Source organism: Pantoea sp. S-LA4 (genome assembly GCF_054482835.1).
Window position 1 is genome coordinate 130,440 of the sequence record NZ_JBTLRC010000002.1, and the last position, 16,921, is coordinate 147,360.

Here is a 16,921-nt window from a genome sequence, read left to right on the forward strand (position 1 = left end):
TTGATACTGCCTGCGATCCTTACCATAAAGGCAGATATCATGACCTTACATATTGCAAACGCGCCCTGCAGCTGGGGCGTTGACGATCCGAATAATCCGTTTCTGCCGCCCTGGCAGAAAGTGCTGACCGAAGCCGCCCAGGCGGGGTACCGCAGTATCGAGCTGGGACCCTGGGGCTATTTACCCACCGATCCCGAAGAACTGACCCGGCAGCTTAATGACCATCAGCTGTCGCTGGTGGCGGGCACGCTTTTTGATGACTTAGTCAGCGAAGCGCATTTTCCCTCGCTGGTGACGCTGACGCATAACCTGTGCCGCAACCTGGCGCGGGTGCCGACCGCCGCGAAAACCCACTCAACCAATGCGCCAGCGCCTTACCTGGTGATTATCGATTTCGGCAATCCGCTGCGGGCGAAATATGCTGGTCAGTCAGACAAAGCGCCGCGACTCTCCGATGAGGCGTGGCAACGCATGATGCAGCACATCACCACGCTGAGTCAGATCGCCTGGCAGGAGTATGGCGTGCGGCCGGTGATCCATCCGCACGTCGGCGGTTATATCGAGTTTGCTGATGAACTGGCGCGGCTGGTGAATGATATTCCGCATCAGGTCGCTGGTTTATGCCTTGATACCGGCCATCTCTACTATGCCGGTATGGACCCGATTGAAGCACTGCAACGTTACTGGACGCGTATCGACTACCTGCATTTCAAAGACGTTAATCATGCGCGCTGGCGCGACGCGATTACGCGCGGGCTCGACTTTTTTAGCGCCTGCGCTGAAGGCGTGCTGTGTCCGCTGGGGCAGGGCACGATTGACTATCCGGCGGTGCGCGCGCTGCTGGCCGAACGTGACTATCAGGGCTGGATCACCATCGAACAGGAACGTGACCCACGCCAGGCCGACACCAGCCTGGCTGATGTCACCGCCAGCCTGAACTACCTGCGCTCAATCGGATTCTGAGGACAACATCATGATTAACGGTAAAAAAGCACTGAATCGCTCACTGCGCTGGGGCATGGTCGGCGGCGGCGGAACCAGCCAGATTGGCTATATCCACCGTTCTGCGGCGCAGCGCGATGGCAACTTCTCGCTGCTGGCGGGCGCCTTTGATATCGACGCCGCGCGCGGGCGTGAATTTGGCAATGCGCTTGGTGTGGCATCTGAACGCTGTTATCCCGATTACGCCAGCCTGTTTACCGCAGAAGCGGAACGGGAAGATGGCATTGAAGCGGTCTCGATTGCCACACCCAACAATACCCATTTCGCCATTTGTCGGGCAGCGCTGAACGCCGGACTGCATGTGGTGTGCGAGAAGCCGCTCTGCTTCACCGTCGAAGAGGCGGATGAGCTGGAACGGCTGAGCCGGGAGAAGCAGAAGGTGGTCGGCGTGACCTACGGCTATGCCGGGCATCAGCTGGTCCATCAGGCGCGCGAGATGATCGCTGCCGGTGCGCTGGGTGAGATCCGCATCGTCAATATGCAGTTTGCGCATGGCTTCCACAATGAGGCAGTCGAGTTGCAAAGCGAAAGTACCCGCTGGCGGGTCGATCCGCGCTTTGTCGGGCCAAGTTATGTGCTGGGCGATCTCGCCACGCATCCGCTGTTTATCGCGGAAACGATGCTGCCGCAGCTGAAAGTGACACGGCTGCTCTGTTCACGTCAGAGCTTTGTCGCTAGCCGCGCACCACTGGAGGATAACGCCTTTGTGATGATGGAATATGACAACGGGGCGGTTGGTACGCTCTGGGCCTCAGCGGTGAATGCTGGCTCAATGCACGGACAGAAAATTCGGGTTGTCGGCTCAAAAGCCAGCCTGGAGTGGTGGGATGAGCAGCCGAACCAGCTACGTTACGAAGTGCAGGGCGAGCCGGTGCGGATTCTGGAGCGCGGCATGGGCTATCTCAGTCCGCGCGCGCTGGAAGAGGACCGCATCGGCGGAGGGCATACTGAAGGTTTATTTGAGGCCTGGTCGAATCTCTATCGGCGCTTCGCGCTGGCGATGGATGCCACCGATCGGCGTGACAGCGCCTTCCTGCAGGATTTCTGGTATCCCGATGTGCATGCCGGATTAATGGGCGTGCGCTGGGTGGCGCAGTGTGTGAAATCCGCGGATGCCGGCGCGGTGTGGGTCGATTGCTGAAGTGAGGCGTGGATCGCACCGTCGATGACGGGTTCGTCGCCCGGAAACGCAAAAACCCGCCAGAGGCGGGTTCTTTAAATATGGTGCCCGAACCCGGACAAAAATGCCGGGAGCATTTTTGCATCGCGCGCCTGCGCGCGAACCCGCAGGGCGAGCCACAGGGATGTGGCGAGGTCATCGAACCTTCGATGACGGGTTCGTCGCCCGGAAACGCAAAAACCCGCCAGAGGCGGGTTCTTTAAAGATGGTGCCCGAACCCGGAATCGAACCAGGGACACGGGGATTTTCAATCCCCTGCTCTACCGACTGAGCTATTCGGGCAACGGGGCGCATTAAACCGTAAAGGCCGCCGGGCGTCAACGGCTTTCACCAAAAAACCACGGGAAACGTGACTGATTGCCTGCTTTTCAGTCAAAGCGGGTAAAACCTCAGGCCAGCGCGCCGTTTTTACGGCACAGCGCAATGCTGTAAACATCTTCCGCCAGCCGCTGAGCGGTAGCGACATCCTGCACGTTGCGCTTCACCAGCAGTTTGCTGAGACAGCCTTCCAGAATCAGCTCCATCTGATCGGCCACCATGCTCGGGTTATCCAGCGCCTGTTCCAGCAGAATCTCATGGGTGAACTGCCAGGAGGCGCGCTTCTGCTGCTCCGCCAGCTGATGAATCGGCTGGTCCGGCTGCGGATAGAAACTGCAGGCGGCAATAAACAGACAGCCAGGAAAACGGCCTTTGCTGACGTGTTCGCTTAACACTTCATAGCGCGCCATCAGCTTCTGTTCCGGCGACAGCGCCTCATCCAGCAGGATCTGACGCCGCCAGGTATCAATCTGCTGGGCGTGATAGCGCAGCGCAGCGCATCGTAGAGCAGGGCGTCACGATCGGGCCAGAACAGCCGGAGCTGTTCGAGCGAAAGGTCGGTCTGGCCCGCCAGGGTTTCCAATGAGAGGGTGGCGGCGAGGCCGTTCTGTTCAAGCACATTCAATGCATGCTCGAGTATTTGTTCACGCTGCAAGTGACTCTCCTCTGGTATGCAGGCCCGGCGTTTTACACCGGGCAATTGCCTGACTCCAGTGTTGTTTATCGGGTGAGTTTCTGCAAATGCGCCTGGAAATCGGCAGCATTGAGAAACCCGGTGATGCGCGAATCAGCAATCTCATGACCCTGCGCATCAAAGAATAAAATGGTCGGTAATCCCAGCACCTGAAGATGCTGCAACAGCGCATTATCGCTGGCGCTATTGGCGGTGACGTTAGCCTGTAATAGCTGCACCTGGCTCAGGCTATCGCGTACCGCGCTGTCGCTAAAGGTGTATTTTTCAAACTCTTTGCAGGCGACACACCAGTCGGCATAGAGATCGACCATGGTGATGCGGCCATTGGCCTGTTGCAGCGCTGTCTGTAACTGTTGCGGCGTCTGGATGGTCTGGAACGGCAGGTGTGCCACCGTCTGCTGCGCGGTCGGGCCACCAAAGGCCCAGTCCTGTAGCGGACGGGCGCTGATCAGGGCCGCAGCCAGCACGATAATCTGCACCACGCGCCACTTGCCGCTGCTGGCGCGCAGGCTGACGCTGAACGCCCAGCCAAAGAACGCCACGCCCAGCAGGCTCCACAGCCGCAATCCCCATAGCTCGCCCAGCACCCGTTCCATCAGGAAAACCGGTAGCGCAAGGATGACGAAACCAAACCCCTCTTTAACCGTCTGCATCCACGGCCCGCTCTTCGGCAATAGCTTATTGCCAAACAGGGTGACGGCAATCAGCGGTAAGCCCATGCCAACCGCATAGAGCCACAGGGTACCGGCACCGGCCCACAGATTACCGCTCTGCGCGATATAGAGCAGAATGGCGCTGAGCGGCGCGGTAGTGCAGGGGGAGCAGATTAAACCGGCCAGCGCGCCCATCAAAAATACGCCGGGCAGCGAGCCGCCCTGCTGGCGATTACTCCACAGGGTTAAGCGGGTTTGCAGGCTGGCGGGCAACTGCAGCGTAAACAGGCCGAACATCGACAGCGCCAGCACGATAAACAGCAGCGACAGCGCCGACAGCACCCAGGGATGCTGCAACGCCGCCTGGAAACGCAGACCGGCAGCGGCCACCACCAGACCCAGCAGGGTGTAGGTCAGCGCCATGCCCTGCACATAGACCATCGCCAGTGCAAACAGCCGGCCAAACGAATAGTGGCGCTGGCCGCCGAGAATAATGCCGGAAATTAGCGGATACATGGGCAACACACAGGGCGTGAAGGCGACGCCAATACCAATCAGCAGCGCCCACAGCGGTGAAAAGGGCAGCGGCGTGGCGGGTGCAGGCGGCAGGCTTACCACCGGCGGGGCGCTACTGGCCGTGACCGGACTCAGCGGAACGGTGCGGGTTTCAGGCGGATAGCAGAACCCGGCAGCGGCACAGCCCTGATAAGTGACGCTCAGCGTGGCACCGCTGGCGGCCTGTAGCAGCGTCACCGGCACCGTCAGATCCTGCGGATAGATCTCACTCTTGCCATAAAATTCATCTTCATGCGGCTGTCCGGCGGGCAGCGTCAGCGGTGCCAGCGTGGCATTGGCTGGCGTGAGGTGAATCTGCTGACGATAGAGGTAGTAGCCCGATTTGACTTTCCAGTGCAGATTGAGCTGCGCGCCCTGCTGGTCGAAGTCAAAACCAAACGCCTGATCGACCGGCACAAAACGACTACTGGCGGTGTTGGAAAAAAGGGAAGCGTGCGCCTGCAGGCTGATAAACAGCGCCAGCAGCAGCGTAATTAAGCGAGAGATGCGTGCAGCCATGACAAGTATTCACTGTCTCCATGTTGAACCGGTAGCGCCAGCAGTTCCGGCACCTCGTAGGGATGCGCCTGTTTGATCAGATCGAACAATGCCTGCTGGTGATCGCTATCGCATTTCAGCAGCATCTGCACTTCGCTGCTCTGTTCGAGCTGGCCCTGCCAGAGGTAAAGCGAGGTCGCGCCCGGCAGCAGCGTGACGCAGGCCGCCAGTCTGGCCTCAAGCGCCAGGGTGGCCAGACGTTGCGCCGTCGCCTGATCGGGCGCGGTACAAAGGATAACGACGGCATTCATCGCAATGCTCCTGTTTCAAAGAGCGCCGATGATAGCACGCTCAGACAGCGATGCCGTTATCGGGCTATAGCAGCATCCCGCCGAAGATAAAGCCAGCCATCACCGACAGCGTAATGGCGATCACGCCGGGAATAATAAAGGCATGGTTGAAAACAAACTTGCCAATCCGGGTCGATCCGGTGTCGTCCATCTCCACCGCCGCCAGTAAGGTAGGGTAAGTCGGCAGCACGAACAGCGCCGAAGCCGCCGCAAAGGAGGCGATGGCGGTAAGCGGCGAGACGCCGAGCAGCAGGGCGGCTGGCATCAGCGCTTTGGTGGTCGCAGCCTGCGAATAGAGCAGCATCGAGGCGAAGAACAGCACCAGCGCCAGCATCCAGGGATAGGTTTTCAGGGCATCGCCGGCCAGCATCTGAATATCCGCCAGATGGGCTTTAACGAAGGTATCGCCCAGCCAGGCGACGCCCATCACGCAGATACAGGCGCTCATGCCAGACTTAAAGGTGCTGGCGCTGAGGATCTCGCCGGTATCCAGTTTGCAGCTAAGGCTGATCAGCGTGGCGATGGTCAGCATTAACACCACAATCGCTTCATTGCGCGGCAGCGGCGGATTAACGATCAGCCCAACGCTGGGGCTGGTAGCGGTGGCGTAAAGCACCACGGCGATGATGCCAACCAGAAACAGCAGCACCGATTTTTTTGCGCCCGGTTTCGGCTGATAGACGCTGGCACCGCGAAGTCTGACTTCGCCTTTGGCAAGACGCGCCTGATAAACCTCATCATCTTTAAGCTCTTTGCCAAGGAAGTTGGTGACCAGCGCCGCCAGAAACAGGCCGACCATGGTTGAGGGAATCGCGATAGCCAGCAGCGTAATGTAGCTGACGCCGCGCGGTTCAAGCAGGGTCGCGAAGAATACCACCGCAGCGGAAAGCGGCGAGGCGGTGATGGCAATCTGTGAGGCGACCACGGCGATGGAGAGCGGACGGGAAGGACGCACGCCTTGCTCTTTCGCCACTTCCGCAATCACCGGCAATGTCGAGAAGGCGGTATGGCCGGTGCCGGCCAGCAGCGTCATCAGGTAGGTGACCAGCGGGGCCAGCAGCGTGACGTGACGCGGATGCCGGCGCAGCAGCCGTTCGGCCAGGCTCACCAGATAATCCATTCCGCCTGCGACCTGCATGGCGGCGATGGCGGCGATCACCGCCATGATAATTTCGATCACGTCGAACGGGATGGTGCCTGGCGGCAGGCCGAAGCCCAGCGTCAGGATCAGTACGCCCATTCCGCCTGCGAACCCGATGCCGATGCCGCCGAGACGCGCACCCAACCAGATCGCCAGCAACACGACAAGCAGCTCAACCACAAACATGCATCACTCCTGAATATTTAACCTGCGAGAATCTGTTGTGCTGTTTACCAAAGAAAAAGGCACACCGTGTTGATCGCGGTGTGCCTTTAGTTAACCAGCGTGGGTTAAACCTTACTGCTCGTTTTCGTCGGTATAACGTTTCGCTTTATAAACCGGATACATCAGGTTCTGTACCGAGAAAATATCGTCCAGTTCGCTTTCGGTCAGCAGTCCGCGTTCCAGCACCACTTCACGCACGCTCTTACCGGTTTCCGCGCAGATTTTGCCGACGATATCGCCGTTGTGGTGGCCGATGTAAGGATTGAGGTAAGTGACAATGCCGATCGAGTTGAAGACATAGGCTTCGCACACCGCGCGGTTGGCGGTAATGCCGTTGACGCACTTTTCCAGCAGGTTGTAGCAGGCGTTGGTCAGGATGCTGATCGATTCAAACAGCGCCTGGCCGATAACCGGCTCCATCACGTTGAGCTGCAGCTGGCCCGCTTCAGAGGCCATCGTCACGGTGATGTCGTTGCCAATCACTTTGAAGCAGACCTGATTCACCACTTCCGGCACCACCGGATTGACTTTGGCTGGCATGATCGACGAACCCGCCTGCAATTCCGGCAGGTTAATTTCATTCAGGCCAGCACGCGGACCTGAGGAGAGCAGGCGCAGGTCATTACAGATCTTAGAGAGTTTCACTGCCAGGCGTTTCAGTGACGAATGCACCATTACGTAGGCGCCACAGTCGGAGGTCGCTTCGATCAGATCTTCCGCCGGCACCACCGGCAGGTTGCTGACTTCCGCCAGACGCTGCACCGCAAGGTGCTGATAGCCATCTGGCGTGTTCAGGCGAGTACCGATAGCGGTGGCGCCGAGGTTCACTTCCAGCAGCAGCTCGCCGGTGCGCAGAATGCTTTTGGTCTCTTCATTCAGCAGCACGCTGAAGGCGTGAAATTCCTGACCCAGCGTCATCGGCACCGCATCCTGCAACTGGGTACGGCCCATTTTCAGGATGGTCTGGAACTCGTCAGCTTTGCGCTGGAAACCTTCGGCCAGCTGACTGATGCCATCCAGCAGCTTCAGCAGGGAACTGTAGACCGCGATACGGAAACCGGTCGGGTAGGCGTCGTTGGTTGACTGGCATTTATTGACGTGATCGTTAGGGTTAAGGTACTGATATTCCCCTTTCTGGTGTCCCATCAGCTCCAGCCCGATGTTCGCCAGCACCTCATTAGTATTCATGTTAACCGAGGTTCCGGCGCCGCCCTGATAGACATCGACCGGGAACTGATCCATGCAGCGACCGTTGTTAAGCACTTCGTCACAGGCCTGAATGATGGTATTGGCGATGTTACGCGGGATGGTTTGCAGCTCTTTGTTGGCCATTGCTGCCGCTTTTTTGACCATCACCATACCGCGGACAAATTCAGGTATGTCGCTGATTTTACTATTGCTGATGTAAAAATTCTCAATCGCACGCAGAGTATGAACGCCATAATAGGCATCCGCCGGCACTTCGCGCATACCTAACAGGTCTTCTTCGATACGAATGTTGTTCGCCATGATAACCTTCTTGTTGTTGCCGCTAACCATCACAGAGGATGTGTTTATTTCGTCGTGGTGTACCCGTACCGACATTTTATCCGTCTTCATACTGGTGAGCACGATCATATTCTGATGCATCAGAAAAGCACGCATGCAGATCACTTAACGCTGCCGTCAGGTTAACGATATGTGAAGTTGGTTACAAAATTAACCCTGCGGGATAAATTTGACAGGATCGGTTGAAAAAGGCGGCACGGGTGCCCATCTCTTTTCTTATCATCACTGAGATGAACGCTTTCTGCTGATCGGCACGCTGCCGGTCAGCCCTCACTTACAGGAGAGTACGGTGCGCTGGATACCGTTATTAGTCTTTTTTGTCCTGGCCTGGATCGAAATTTCGCTGTTTATTCAGGTCGCGCACGTCATGGGCGTGCTGCTCACCATGCTGCTGGTGATCTTTACCTCATGCATCGGGGTCTCGCTGGTCAAAAACCAGGGCATGAAAAACTTCATGCTGATGCAGGAGAAGCTGGCGCGTAACGAAAGCCCGGCCAAAGAGATGATCAAAAGCGTGTCGCTGATCATCGCCGGTTTCCTGCTGCTGCTGCCCGGCTTCTTTACCGATCTGCTGGGCCTGCTGTTGCTGTTGCCGCCGGTGCAAAAGCATCTGACCCTGAAGCTGATGCCGCATCTGCGCGTCTGGCGCGGTCCGGGCGCCGGACCGGACAGCGGCTATACCATGGATGGCGAGTTCGAGCGCAAAAACAGCGATCGCCTTGAGCACCATGACGATCCCAAAGATCGCTGATGCCGTTATCAGCACGGTAAAACGCAACCTTCGGGTTGCGTTTTTTATTTCCGGCGGCGATCTTTGCGCCGGTTGCTCAAAAAGCCATCACTTATCACATCTGCGTAAAAAATTTGTTGTCCGCCCCCTTGAAAGAGGGTGGCGGCGGCCCTATCTCTCAGGTCACGAGGCCGGAAGCCATGCAGCCCGGTGTTCAACCCCAAAACTGAATGATTGGACTTCTCAAAGGAGAGCTATCAAATGAAAATTCGTCCATTGCACGATCGCGTTATCGTCAAGCGTAAAGAAGTTGAAGCTAAATCAGCTGGCGGCATCGTGCTGACCGGTTCTGCAGCCGGCAAATCCACTCGTGGTGAAGTGCTGGCTGTCGGCAACGGCCGCATCCTTGAGAGTGGTGACGTTAAGCCGCTGGACGTGAAAGTGGGTGACGTCGTGATCTTCAACGAAGGTTATGGCGCGAAAACCGAGAAAATCGACAACGAAGAGGTGCTGATCATCTCTGAGAGCGACATTCTGGCCGTTGTTGAAGCGTAATTTTTTCGCGTAATTCACTGAACGAAACGAATTTAAGGGATATTTAAAATGGCAGCTAAAGACGTAAAATTCGGTAATGACGCACGCGTAAAAATGCTGCGTGGCGTGAACGTACTGGCAGATGCAGTAAAAGTTACCCTGGGCCCGAAAGGCCGTAACGTGGTTCTGGATAAATCTTTTGGTGCACCGACCATCACTAAAGATGGTGTTTCTGTGGCACGTGAAATCGAACTGGAAGACAAGTTCGAGAACATGGGCGCGCAGATGGTGAAAGAAGTGGCCTCTAAAGCGAACGACGCTGCGGGCGACGGTACCACCACAGCGACCGTACTGGCGCAGTCTATCATCACCGAAGGCCTGAAAGCGGTTGCCGCGGGTATGAACCCGATGGACCTGAAGCGCGGTATCGACCAGGCAGTTATCGCTGCGGTTGAGAAACTGAAAGCGCTGTCTGTACCTTGCTCAGACTCTAAAGCAATTGCGCAGGTGGGTACGATCTCTGCTAACTCCGATGAAACCGTGGGCCAGCTGATTGCTCAGGCGATGGAGAAAGTGGGTAAAGAAGGCGTGATCACCGTTGAAGAAGGCACCGGCCTGCAGGACGAGCTGGATGTGGTTGAAGGTATGCAGTTTGATCGCGGCTACCTGTCACCTTACTTCATCAACAAGCCAGAAACCGGTGCGGTTGAACTGGAATCTCCATTCATCCTGCTGGCTGACAAGAAAATCTCTAACATCCGTGAAATGCTGCCAGTACTGGAAGCCGTGGCGAAAGCGGGCAAACCTCTGCTGATCATCGCGGAAGACGTAGAAGGCGAAGCGCTGGCAACGCTGGTGGTTAACACCATGCGCGGCATCGTGAAAGTGGCTGCGGTTAAAGCACCAGGCTTCGGCGATCGTCGTAAAGCCATGCTGCAGGATATCGCTATCCTGACCGGCGGTACCGTGATTTCTGAAGAGATCGGTATGGAGCTGGAAAAAGCGGCTCTGGAAGATCTGGGTCAGGCAAAACGCGTTGTGATCAACAAAGACACCACCACCATCATCGACGGTGTGGGTGAAGAAGCGACGATTCAGGGCCGTGTAACCCAGATTCGTCAGCAGATCGAAGAAGCAACCTCTGACTACGATAAAGAAAAACTGCAGGAGCGCGTAGCGAAACTGGCAGGCGGCGTTGCCGTTCTGAAAGTGGGCGCAGCGACTGAAGTTGAAATGAAAGAGAAGAAAGCCCGCGTTGAAGATGCCCTGCACGCAACCCGTGCTGCGGTAGAAGAAGGCGTGGTTGCTGGTGGTGGTGTGGCGCTGGTTCGCGTTGCTGCACAGCTGGCCGATCTGCGTGGTCAGAACGAAGATCAGAACGTCGGTATCAAAGTTGCGCTGCGCGCAATGGAATCTCCACTGCGTCAGATCGTTTCTAACGCCGGTGAAGAGCCATCTGTCGTCGCTAACAACGTGAAAGCGGGCGACGGTAACTACGGTTACAACGCACAGACTGAAGAGTACGGCAACATGATCGACTTCGGTATCCTGGACCCAACCAAAGTGACCCGTTCTGCTCTGCAGTACGCGGCCTCTGTTGCGGGTCTGATGATCACCACCGAATGTATGGTCACTGACCTGCCAAAAGGCGACGCACCTGATTTAGGCGGCGGCGCTGGCGGTATGGGTGGCATGGGCGGTATGGGCGGCATGATGTAATCTGCCGTTGACTGCTTAAGTCATCAGGAACCCCCGATCGGAAACGGTCGGGGGTTTTTCTTTTGGGGCGGAAAATAGTATAAGTAGTGGCGCAATCGTTCGTCTTTTCTCTTGATATGTCACGCTGTCTGCGAGGGCATCGCTGGATCTACTGGTTAAAATCAGTTCATCAGGATCGGCACGCTTGCCAGGCTGCTGGCGGCATGAAATATTGAGACGATATAACGGGATAGGGCAATGAATGTGCAGAAAGAAAACATCGCTTTCTGCTACGCTGCCACCCGACTCTGATGATAATAAATGGGGATTACAATGCGGATTAACCTCTTGCTCGGACTGACGGCTGGCGCGTTATTGCTGGCGGGCTGTAGCAGCTCTACTCAACTCTCCTCGGCAGGCCAGCGCGTGACTTTTACCGATCAGCAGCCCGGCAGTGAGTGTCAGCTTCTGGGGAATCTTACCGGCTCACAGAGTAACTGGCTGAGCGGTGCAGGTGGAGAGAGCAGCGCCCTGCGCGGTGCGGCAAATGATCTGCGCAACCGGGCAGCGGAAATGGGCGGCAACGTGATTTACGGTGCGACCAGCCCGACGCAGAACCTGCTGTCTGCCTTCGCGCCACTCGACAGCAAAATGACCGGCCAGGTTTATAAGTGCCCGTAATGTAAATCCGGCATGATGCCTTCTTCCGACGGCCGGCCTTGCGCCGGCCGTTTTTATTCCTGCCGCAACTGCAGATCGAGTGGTGTTTTACTCGGTTCGCCGCCAATTTCCCGCGCCAGCTTCGGCACCAGATAACCGGAGACCTGCGACAGCAGCGCCCGCACCAGCTGACGCGCCTCGTCATCAGAGACGTAAAAATGCGCGGCACCCTGTACCTTATCCAGCACGTGCAGGTAATAGGGCAGAATGCCCGCATCGAAAAGCGCATTACTCAGCGTCGCCAGGGTCTGTGCATTGTCGTTGACGCCACGCAGCAGCACGCTCTGGTTAAGCAGCGTGACGCCCGCACGTTTCAGGTCACCCATCGCCTCACGCAGCGCGTCGTCAATCTCCTGCGCATGGTTAATGTGCGTGACCATCAGCACCTGCAGCCGCGTTTCGCTCAGCAGCTGACAGAGTGCGTCGGTAATCCGCGCCGGGATCACCACCGGTAAACGACTATGGATACGCAGCCGTTTCAGGTGCGGGATTTTCTCCAGCGCCGCAATCAGCCAGGCGAGCTCATGATCTTTTGCCATCAGCGGATCGCCGCCAGAGAAAATGATCTCATCCAGCTCCGGATGAGCAGCGATATAGTCCAGCGCCGCCTGCCAGTTACGTTTATTTCCCTGATTATCCTGATAAGGAAAATGACGACGGAAACAGTAGCGACAGTTGACCGCGCAGCCGCCTTTCACCAGCAATAAAGCGCGGTTTCGGTATTTATGCAGCAAGCCAGGGACAACGTTGCTTTGTTCATCCAGCGGATCGGTGCTATAACCTGGCGCATCGATGAATTCCTGGCGACGGGTCAGTACCTGAAGCAGCAGCGGGTCGTGCGCATCACCTTTCTTCATCCGGTTGATAAACGCATGAGGAACGCGCAAGGCGAAAAGACGCCGCGCGTCCGCACCTTCGGCCAGCTCGGTATGCTGATCCAGCGCTAAAATCCGCAGTAATTCATCAGGTTCAGTGACAACATCAGCAAGTTGCTGCAACCAATCTTCTCTGGAAGGTGTTTTTAGGGTTACAATGTGTGCCATTTTTTTGGCTTAGTACCAGTATCAATTTTCGTAGAGGGCCTTCATGGCGACTTATTCTAGCAACGATTTCCGTCCCGGTCTTAAAATCATGTTCGAAGGCGAGCCGTATGCCATCGAATCCAGTGAGTTCGTTAAACCGGGTAAAGGTCAGGCATTCGCGCGCGTTAAAATGCGTCGCCTGCTGACGGGTTCTCGCGTTGAGAAAACTTTCAAATCCACCGACTCCGCCGAAGGCGCAGACGTTATGGATACCAACCTGAACTACCTGTACAACGACGGTGAGTTCTACCACTTCATGCACCCGGAAAGCTTCGAGCAGTTCCAGGTTGAAGAGAAGACCGTCAGCGATGCCGCCAAATGGCTGCAGGATAACGCTGAATGTATCGTTACGCTGTGGAATGGCCGTCCGATCGCCGTTCAGCCGCCGAACTTTATCGAAGCTGAAATCATCGAAACCGATCCAGGCCTGAAAGGTGACACCGCAGGTACCGGCGGTAAGCCAGCCAAGCTCTCAACTGGCGCAGTGGTGAAAGTGCCATTGTTCGTACAAGAGGGCGAAGTGGTGAAAGTTGACACCCGCTCTGGCGAATACGTGTCACGCGTAAAATAAGTGCCGCAGGCGCATCCTCAGATGCGCCTTTTTCTTGTGTGAGTGAAAAAATGAAAAAGCTGGCAAAATTAATCGCATTCGCGTTGCTGGTCTCCTCTGCGCTGAGCGCCTGCAACACTTTCCACGGTTTTGGCGAAGATGTCTCCCACTTAGGTGGTGCCATTTCGCGTGCGGCAAACTGACTGTTAAACATCGTCTATTTTGTGGACTCGCCAGCGGCAGTCGTCGGAAATCCGGCTATGCTTAAAGCGCTGTACTTTTACATCCATCAAAAAGGACATTGTTATGTTAAAGAAAAGTATTGTCACACTCTTATCTGTACTGTTTCTCTCTTCACTGCTGACGGCCTGTAATACCACGCGTGGCGTGGGTGAAGACGTCGAAGCGGGTGGTCAGGCGATTCAAAACAGCACTAAGTAAACCGCTATTCCAACCGGTACGAAACACTTTTCGTACCGGCTGTTCGTTTCCGCACTATTTCTGTTTTACCCAGATTAACTCGTCAACCGGGAATCCATCCCGGCGTGCCTGATCGACCAGCTTCTCTTTCACGCCTGGCTCCAGTTGCGGAGTCCGCGAAAGAATCCACAGATAGTGACGATTCGGTCCGCACACCAGCGCATAGCGGTAGTCCGGGTCGAGGGCGATAACGTTATAGCCGCCGTAAAAGGGGCCAAAGAAGGAAACTTTCAACGCCGCGCGTTGCGGATCGCCGGTAAAGTACGCCTTGCCGATGCTCTCCTGCCAGCGCTGTTTCTTCACGTTGTAGCCACGATTGATCACCTTCAGACCGCCATCGTCGCGCGGACTGTAGTTCGCCGTCACCTGTTCAAGGCCGCGTTCAAAAGGGTGATTCAGACGGGCAATCTCATACCACTGGCCGAGGTAGCGCTGGCTGTCAAAGTTTTCAATCACGGTGACGTTCTTTGGCGGCGTGGTGCTACAGGCGACGGAGAGAAAGGCGCTCAGGCTGGCAATAACGGTTTTCCATGGAGACATAGTGGGATTCCTTTGTGATTTAACTGTTTAAGTATAGAAGCCGAAACGCTGTTTTTGGCAGCGCGGGCGCGAGATTGTTTGCCGCAGGTATTGCAGGTAGACTTCCACCCCTTATTTGTATCAGGAGTCATCACCATGAGCGAAACGGCAAGCTGGCAACCAAGCGCATCCATCGCCAATTTGTTAAAACGCGCGGCGATTTTAGCCGAAGTGCGTCGTTTCTTTGCCGATCGTGGCGTACTGGAAGTGGATACGCCGGCGATGAGTCAGGCGACGATTACCGATATCCATCTGGTGCCGTTCCAGACGCGGTTTGTCGGGCCGGGTGCCGCGCAGGGGCGCGATCTCTGGCTGATGACCAGCCCGGAATATCACATGAAGCGCCTGCTGGCTGCTGGCAGCGGGCCGATTTACCAGATGGCGCGCAGTTTCCGTAATGAGGAAGCGGGCCGTCACCATAACCCGGAATTTACCATGCTGGAGTGGTACCGGCCGCACTACGACATGTATCGTCTGATGAATGAAGTCGACGATCTGATGCAACAGGTGCTGGAGTGCGACAGCGCGGAATCCCTCTCCTATCAGCAGGCGTTTATTCGTCATCTCGAAATCGATCCGCTCTCTGCGGACAAGGCGCAGCTGCGTGAAGTGGCAGAAAAGCTGGGCGAAGGCGAACTGGCGCGGGCGGAAGACGATCGCGATACCCTGCTGATGCTGCTGTTTATGCTGGGCGTGGAACCGAAGATTGGCCAGGATAAGCCTTGCTTCGTTTATCACTTCCCGGCCAGCCAGGCGGCACTGGCGGAGATCAGTACCGAGGATCACCGCGTCGCTGAGCGCTTCGAGGTCTATTACAAGGGCATCGAACTGGCGAACGGTTTCCGTGAACTGACGGACAGCCGTGAACAGCGTCAGCGCTTCGAGCAGGATAATCGCCGTCGTGCGGCGCGTGGCCTGCCGCAACATCCCATCGATACTCATCTGCTGGATGCGCTGGCGCATGGGATGCCCGCCTGTTCCGGCGTCGCGCTCGGCGTGGATCGGCTGATTATGCTGGCGCTGAAAGCGGAGTCATTGAGCGATGTAATCGCGTTCCCGGTGGATCGTTGCTAACCATCTGGCGGGAAAAAGGTGGAAAGGGCAGGGATGGCCCAGCCGATCGCAAAGGAGACCTACTTCCCTGTAGGTCGGCCTCGCCTTCCTGGCTCGGACGCTTTGCTCTTCAGCTGGGCCAGCCCTGCCTGTCAGGCTAAATCATGGCGGCTGGCATGCCGCGTGCTGTGCTACTGGCTGCTGTCAGGAAACTCCTGAATGGTGACCGGCAGCGTCAGCGTCTGATCGTTACGCAATACCTGCACATCAATCACTGAACCCGGGCGAATCTCAGCCACCTGGTCCATCGTCTCCTGCGCGGAAACCGCTGGCTTGCCGTTGACGCTCAGCAACACATCATTGGCCTGAATACCGGCTTTATCGGCCGGACCGTCCGGGGTCACCACGCTAACGATAATGCCCTGTACCCGATCCAGACTGCTGCCCTGACCATGCAGTGGCGGCAGTTCGCGCCCGGTAATGCCGATGTAGCCACGAATCACCCGGCCATCACGAATCAGCTTATCCATGATCTTCGAGGCCAGCGCAGTCGGAATAGCGAATCCAATGCCTTCTGGCGTTTCGCCATCATTGCTTTTGTCGAAGGTCAGGGTATTGATGCCCATCAGTTCGCCCAGCGAGTTGATCAGCGCACCGCCAGAGTTGCCCTGGTTAATCGAGGCGTCGGTTTGCAGGAAGTTTTGCCGGCCCGAAGAACTTAATCCTACCCGGCCGGTGGCGCTGATAATTCCCTGTGTGACCGTCTGGCCGAGGTTATAGGGGTTGCCGATCGCCATCACCACGTCGCCGATATGGGCCAGACGTTTAGGATTGATCGGGATAACTGGCAAGCTGGAGGCGGTGATTTTCAACACCGCCAGATCGGTCATGGCGTCTGAACCCACCAACGTCGCTTCAAAGAAACGGCCATCCTGCAGCGCCACAATAATCTGGTCGGCATTGTTGATGACATGCTTATTGGTGAGGATGTAGCCTTTTGCGTTCATGATCACCCCTGAACCCAGGGTAGTGATGCCGCGATTGTTATTGCCATGCGCGCTACGGTTGTAGACGTTCACGACTGCAGGCACAGCACGGCGCACCCCCTGGTTAAAGCTAAAGGGAGTTTCGTCGTTACTGTCTTCGTGGTTATAGAGGGCGTCGCTGCCCATACGCAGTGCAGGCAGTGCTGCGAGCAAAATACCCGCCACAATCAGGCCCAGCACCACGGCACGCAAAAGTTTAAGAAACATGGTGTTAAATTACGCCAGGGGAGATCGCTGGGCAGAATAACATGAGAGCGGCGGACACACACGCGCTTGTGTCCGCCA

At 56.6% G+C, this 16,921-nt stretch carries 18 protein-coding genes, 1 tRNA gene and 1 pseudogene; 11 read left to right on the forward strand and 9 right to left on the reverse strand.

The window, feature by feature from the left end; genetic code table 11:
- Positions 1–39: 39 nt before the first annotated feature.
- From ACX3P5_RS01485 to ACX3P5_RS01495, 3 genes are read left to right on the forward strand one after another with little or no spacing between them, the layout of a single operon-like run.
- A complete protein-coding gene (locus ACX3P5_RS01485; RefSeq protein ID WP_458968192.1) occupies positions 40–963 on the forward strand; it encodes a TIM barrel protein in 924 nt (307 codons plus the stop codon).
- A gap of 10 nt (positions 964–973) precedes the next feature.
- Positions 974–2,143 (forward strand): Gfo/Idh/MocA family protein, encoded by a 1,170-nt coding sequence (locus tag ACX3P5_RS01490; protein WP_233985515.1) that lies wholly within the window; start codon positions 974–976, stop codon positions 2,141–2,143.
- Positions 2,144–2,151: 8 nt separating this feature from the next.
- The gene (locus tag ACX3P5_RS01495; protein WP_458968193.1) at positions 2,152–2,385 is read left to right on the forward strand and encodes a hypothetical protein; all 234 of its coding nucleotides are present in this window, start codon (positions 2,152–2,154) and stop codon (positions 2,383–2,385) included.
- 3 nt (positions 2,386–2,388) lie between these two features.
- Here the strand turns inward: ACX3P5_RS01495 and ACX3P5_RS01500 are convergent.
- The 6 genes and pseudogenes from ACX3P5_RS01500 to aspA form a co-directional block, all read right to left on the reverse strand.
- Positions 2,389–2,464: transfer RNA gene (locus ACX3P5_RS01500), tRNA-Phe, on the reverse strand.
- A gap of 107 nt (positions 2,465–2,571) precedes the next feature.
- Positions 2,572–3,155, reverse strand: a pseudogene (gene dicD / locus ACX3P5_RS01505) (division control transcriptional repressor DicD).
- A 65-nt stretch (positions 3,156–3,220) separates the two neighbouring features.
- Positions 3,221–4,921, reverse strand: a complete 1,701-nt coding sequence (locus tag ACX3P5_RS01510; protein ID WP_336755950.1) for a protein-disulfide reductase DsbD — start codon at positions 4,919–4,921, stop codon at positions 3,221–3,223.
- Entirely contained in the window at positions 4,897–5,211 is a 315-nt protein-coding gene (gene cutA, locus ACX3P5_RS01515; RefSeq protein WP_233985508.1) for a divalent cation tolerance protein CutA, read from the reverse strand. The genes ACX3P5_RS01510 and cutA overlap by 25 nt, the downstream gene beginning before the upstream one ends.
- A 64-nt stretch (positions 5,212–5,275) precedes the next feature.
- A complete protein-coding gene (locus ACX3P5_RS01520) occupies positions 5,276–6,577 on the reverse strand; it encodes an anaerobic C4-dicarboxylate transporter (protein ID WP_458968194.1) in 1,302 nt (433 codons plus the stop codon).
- Positions 6,578–6,688: 111 nt separating this feature from the next.
- A complete protein-coding gene (gene aspA / locus ACX3P5_RS01525) occupies positions 6,689–8,125 on the reverse strand; it encodes an aspartate ammonia-lyase (RefSeq protein WP_233985506.1) in 1,437 nt (478 codons plus the stop codon).
- A 328-nt stretch (positions 8,126–8,453) separates the two neighbouring features.
- Here aspA and ACX3P5_RS01530 point away from each other — a divergent pair, with 328 nt between their 5' ends.
- The 4 genes from ACX3P5_RS01530 (at position 8,454) to ACX3P5_RS01545 (ending at position 11,807) form a co-directional block, all read left to right on the forward strand.
- A complete protein-coding gene (locus ACX3P5_RS01530; protein ID WP_233985505.1) occupies positions 8,454–8,915 on the forward strand; it encodes an FxsA family protein in 462 nt (153 codons plus the stop codon).
- A 240-nt stretch (positions 8,916–9,155) separates the two neighbouring features.
- Positions 9,156–9,449, forward strand: a complete 294-nt coding sequence (locus ACX3P5_RS01535) for a co-chaperone GroES (protein ID WP_003848316.1) — start codon at positions 9,156–9,158, stop codon at positions 9,447–9,449.
- A 48-nt stretch (positions 9,450–9,497) separates the two neighbouring features.
- Complete coding sequence (gene groL, locus ACX3P5_RS01540; RefSeq protein ID WP_094122227.1) at positions 9,498–11,147, forward strand: chaperonin GroEL; 1,650 nt, start codon at positions 9,498–9,500, stop codon at positions 11,145–11,147.
- Positions 11,148–11,459: 312 nt separating this feature from the next.
- Positions 11,460–11,807 carry a DUF4156 domain-containing protein gene (locus ACX3P5_RS01545; RefSeq protein WP_233985503.1) on the forward strand — a complete coding sequence of 116 codons (348 nt, stop codon included), beginning with the start codon at positions 11,460–11,462 and terminating at the stop codon, positions 11,805–11,807.
- 53 nt (positions 11,808–11,860) lie between these two features.
- Here the strand turns inward: ACX3P5_RS01545 and epmB are convergent, their stop codons facing one another.
- Complete coding sequence (epmB, locus tag ACX3P5_RS01550) at positions 11,861–12,889, reverse strand: EF-P beta-lysylation protein EpmB (protein ID WP_336755949.1); 1,029 nt, start codon at positions 12,887–12,889, stop codon at positions 11,861–11,863.
- Positions 12,890–12,932: 43 nt separating this feature from the next.
- Here epmB and efp point away from each other — a divergent pair, with 43 nt between their 5' ends.
- The 3 genes from efp (at position 12,933) to ACX3P5_RS01565 (ending at position 13,919) form a co-directional block, all read left to right on the forward strand.
- Complete coding sequence (gene efp, locus ACX3P5_RS01555; protein WP_233985501.1) at positions 12,933–13,499, forward strand: elongation factor P; 567 nt, start codon at positions 12,933–12,935, stop codon at positions 13,497–13,499.
- A 50-nt stretch (positions 13,500–13,549) separates the two neighbouring features.
- The gene (locus ACX3P5_RS01560; protein ID WP_031375467.1) at positions 13,550–13,681 is read left to right on the forward strand and encodes an entericidin A/B family lipoprotein; all 132 of its coding nucleotides are present in this window, start codon (positions 13,550–13,552) and stop codon (positions 13,679–13,681) included.
- Between the two features lie 103 nt (positions 13,682–13,784).
- Positions 13,785–13,919, forward strand: coding sequence for an entericidin A/B family lipoprotein (locus tag ACX3P5_RS01565; protein ID WP_233985500.1), 135 nt, complete (start codon positions 13,785–13,787; stop codon positions 13,917–13,919).
- Positions 13,920–13,973: 54 nt separating this feature from the next.
- Here the strand turns inward: ACX3P5_RS01565 and ACX3P5_RS01570 are convergent, their stop codons facing one another.
- Complete coding sequence (locus ACX3P5_RS01570; RefSeq protein WP_336755948.1) at positions 13,974–14,498, reverse strand: lipocalin family protein; 525 nt, start codon at positions 14,496–14,498, stop codon at positions 13,974–13,976.
- A gap of 135 nt (positions 14,499–14,633) precedes the next feature.
- On the opposite strand from ACX3P5_RS01570, the gene epmA reads away from it, so the two are divergent.
- Positions 14,634–15,611 carry an elongation factor P--(R)-beta-lysine ligase gene (epmA, locus tag ACX3P5_RS01575; protein ID WP_233985498.1) on the forward strand — a complete coding sequence of 326 codons (978 nt, stop codon included), beginning with the start codon at positions 14,634–14,636 and terminating at the stop codon, positions 15,609–15,611.
- Positions 15,612–15,781: 170 nt separating this feature from the next.
- Here the strand turns inward: epmA and degS are convergent, their stop codons facing one another.
- Entirely contained in the window at positions 15,782–16,843 is a 1,062-nt protein-coding gene (gene degS / locus ACX3P5_RS01580) for an outer membrane-stress sensor serine endopeptidase DegS (protein WP_233985497.1), read from the reverse strand.
- Positions 16,844–16,921: the final 78 nt, after the last annotated feature.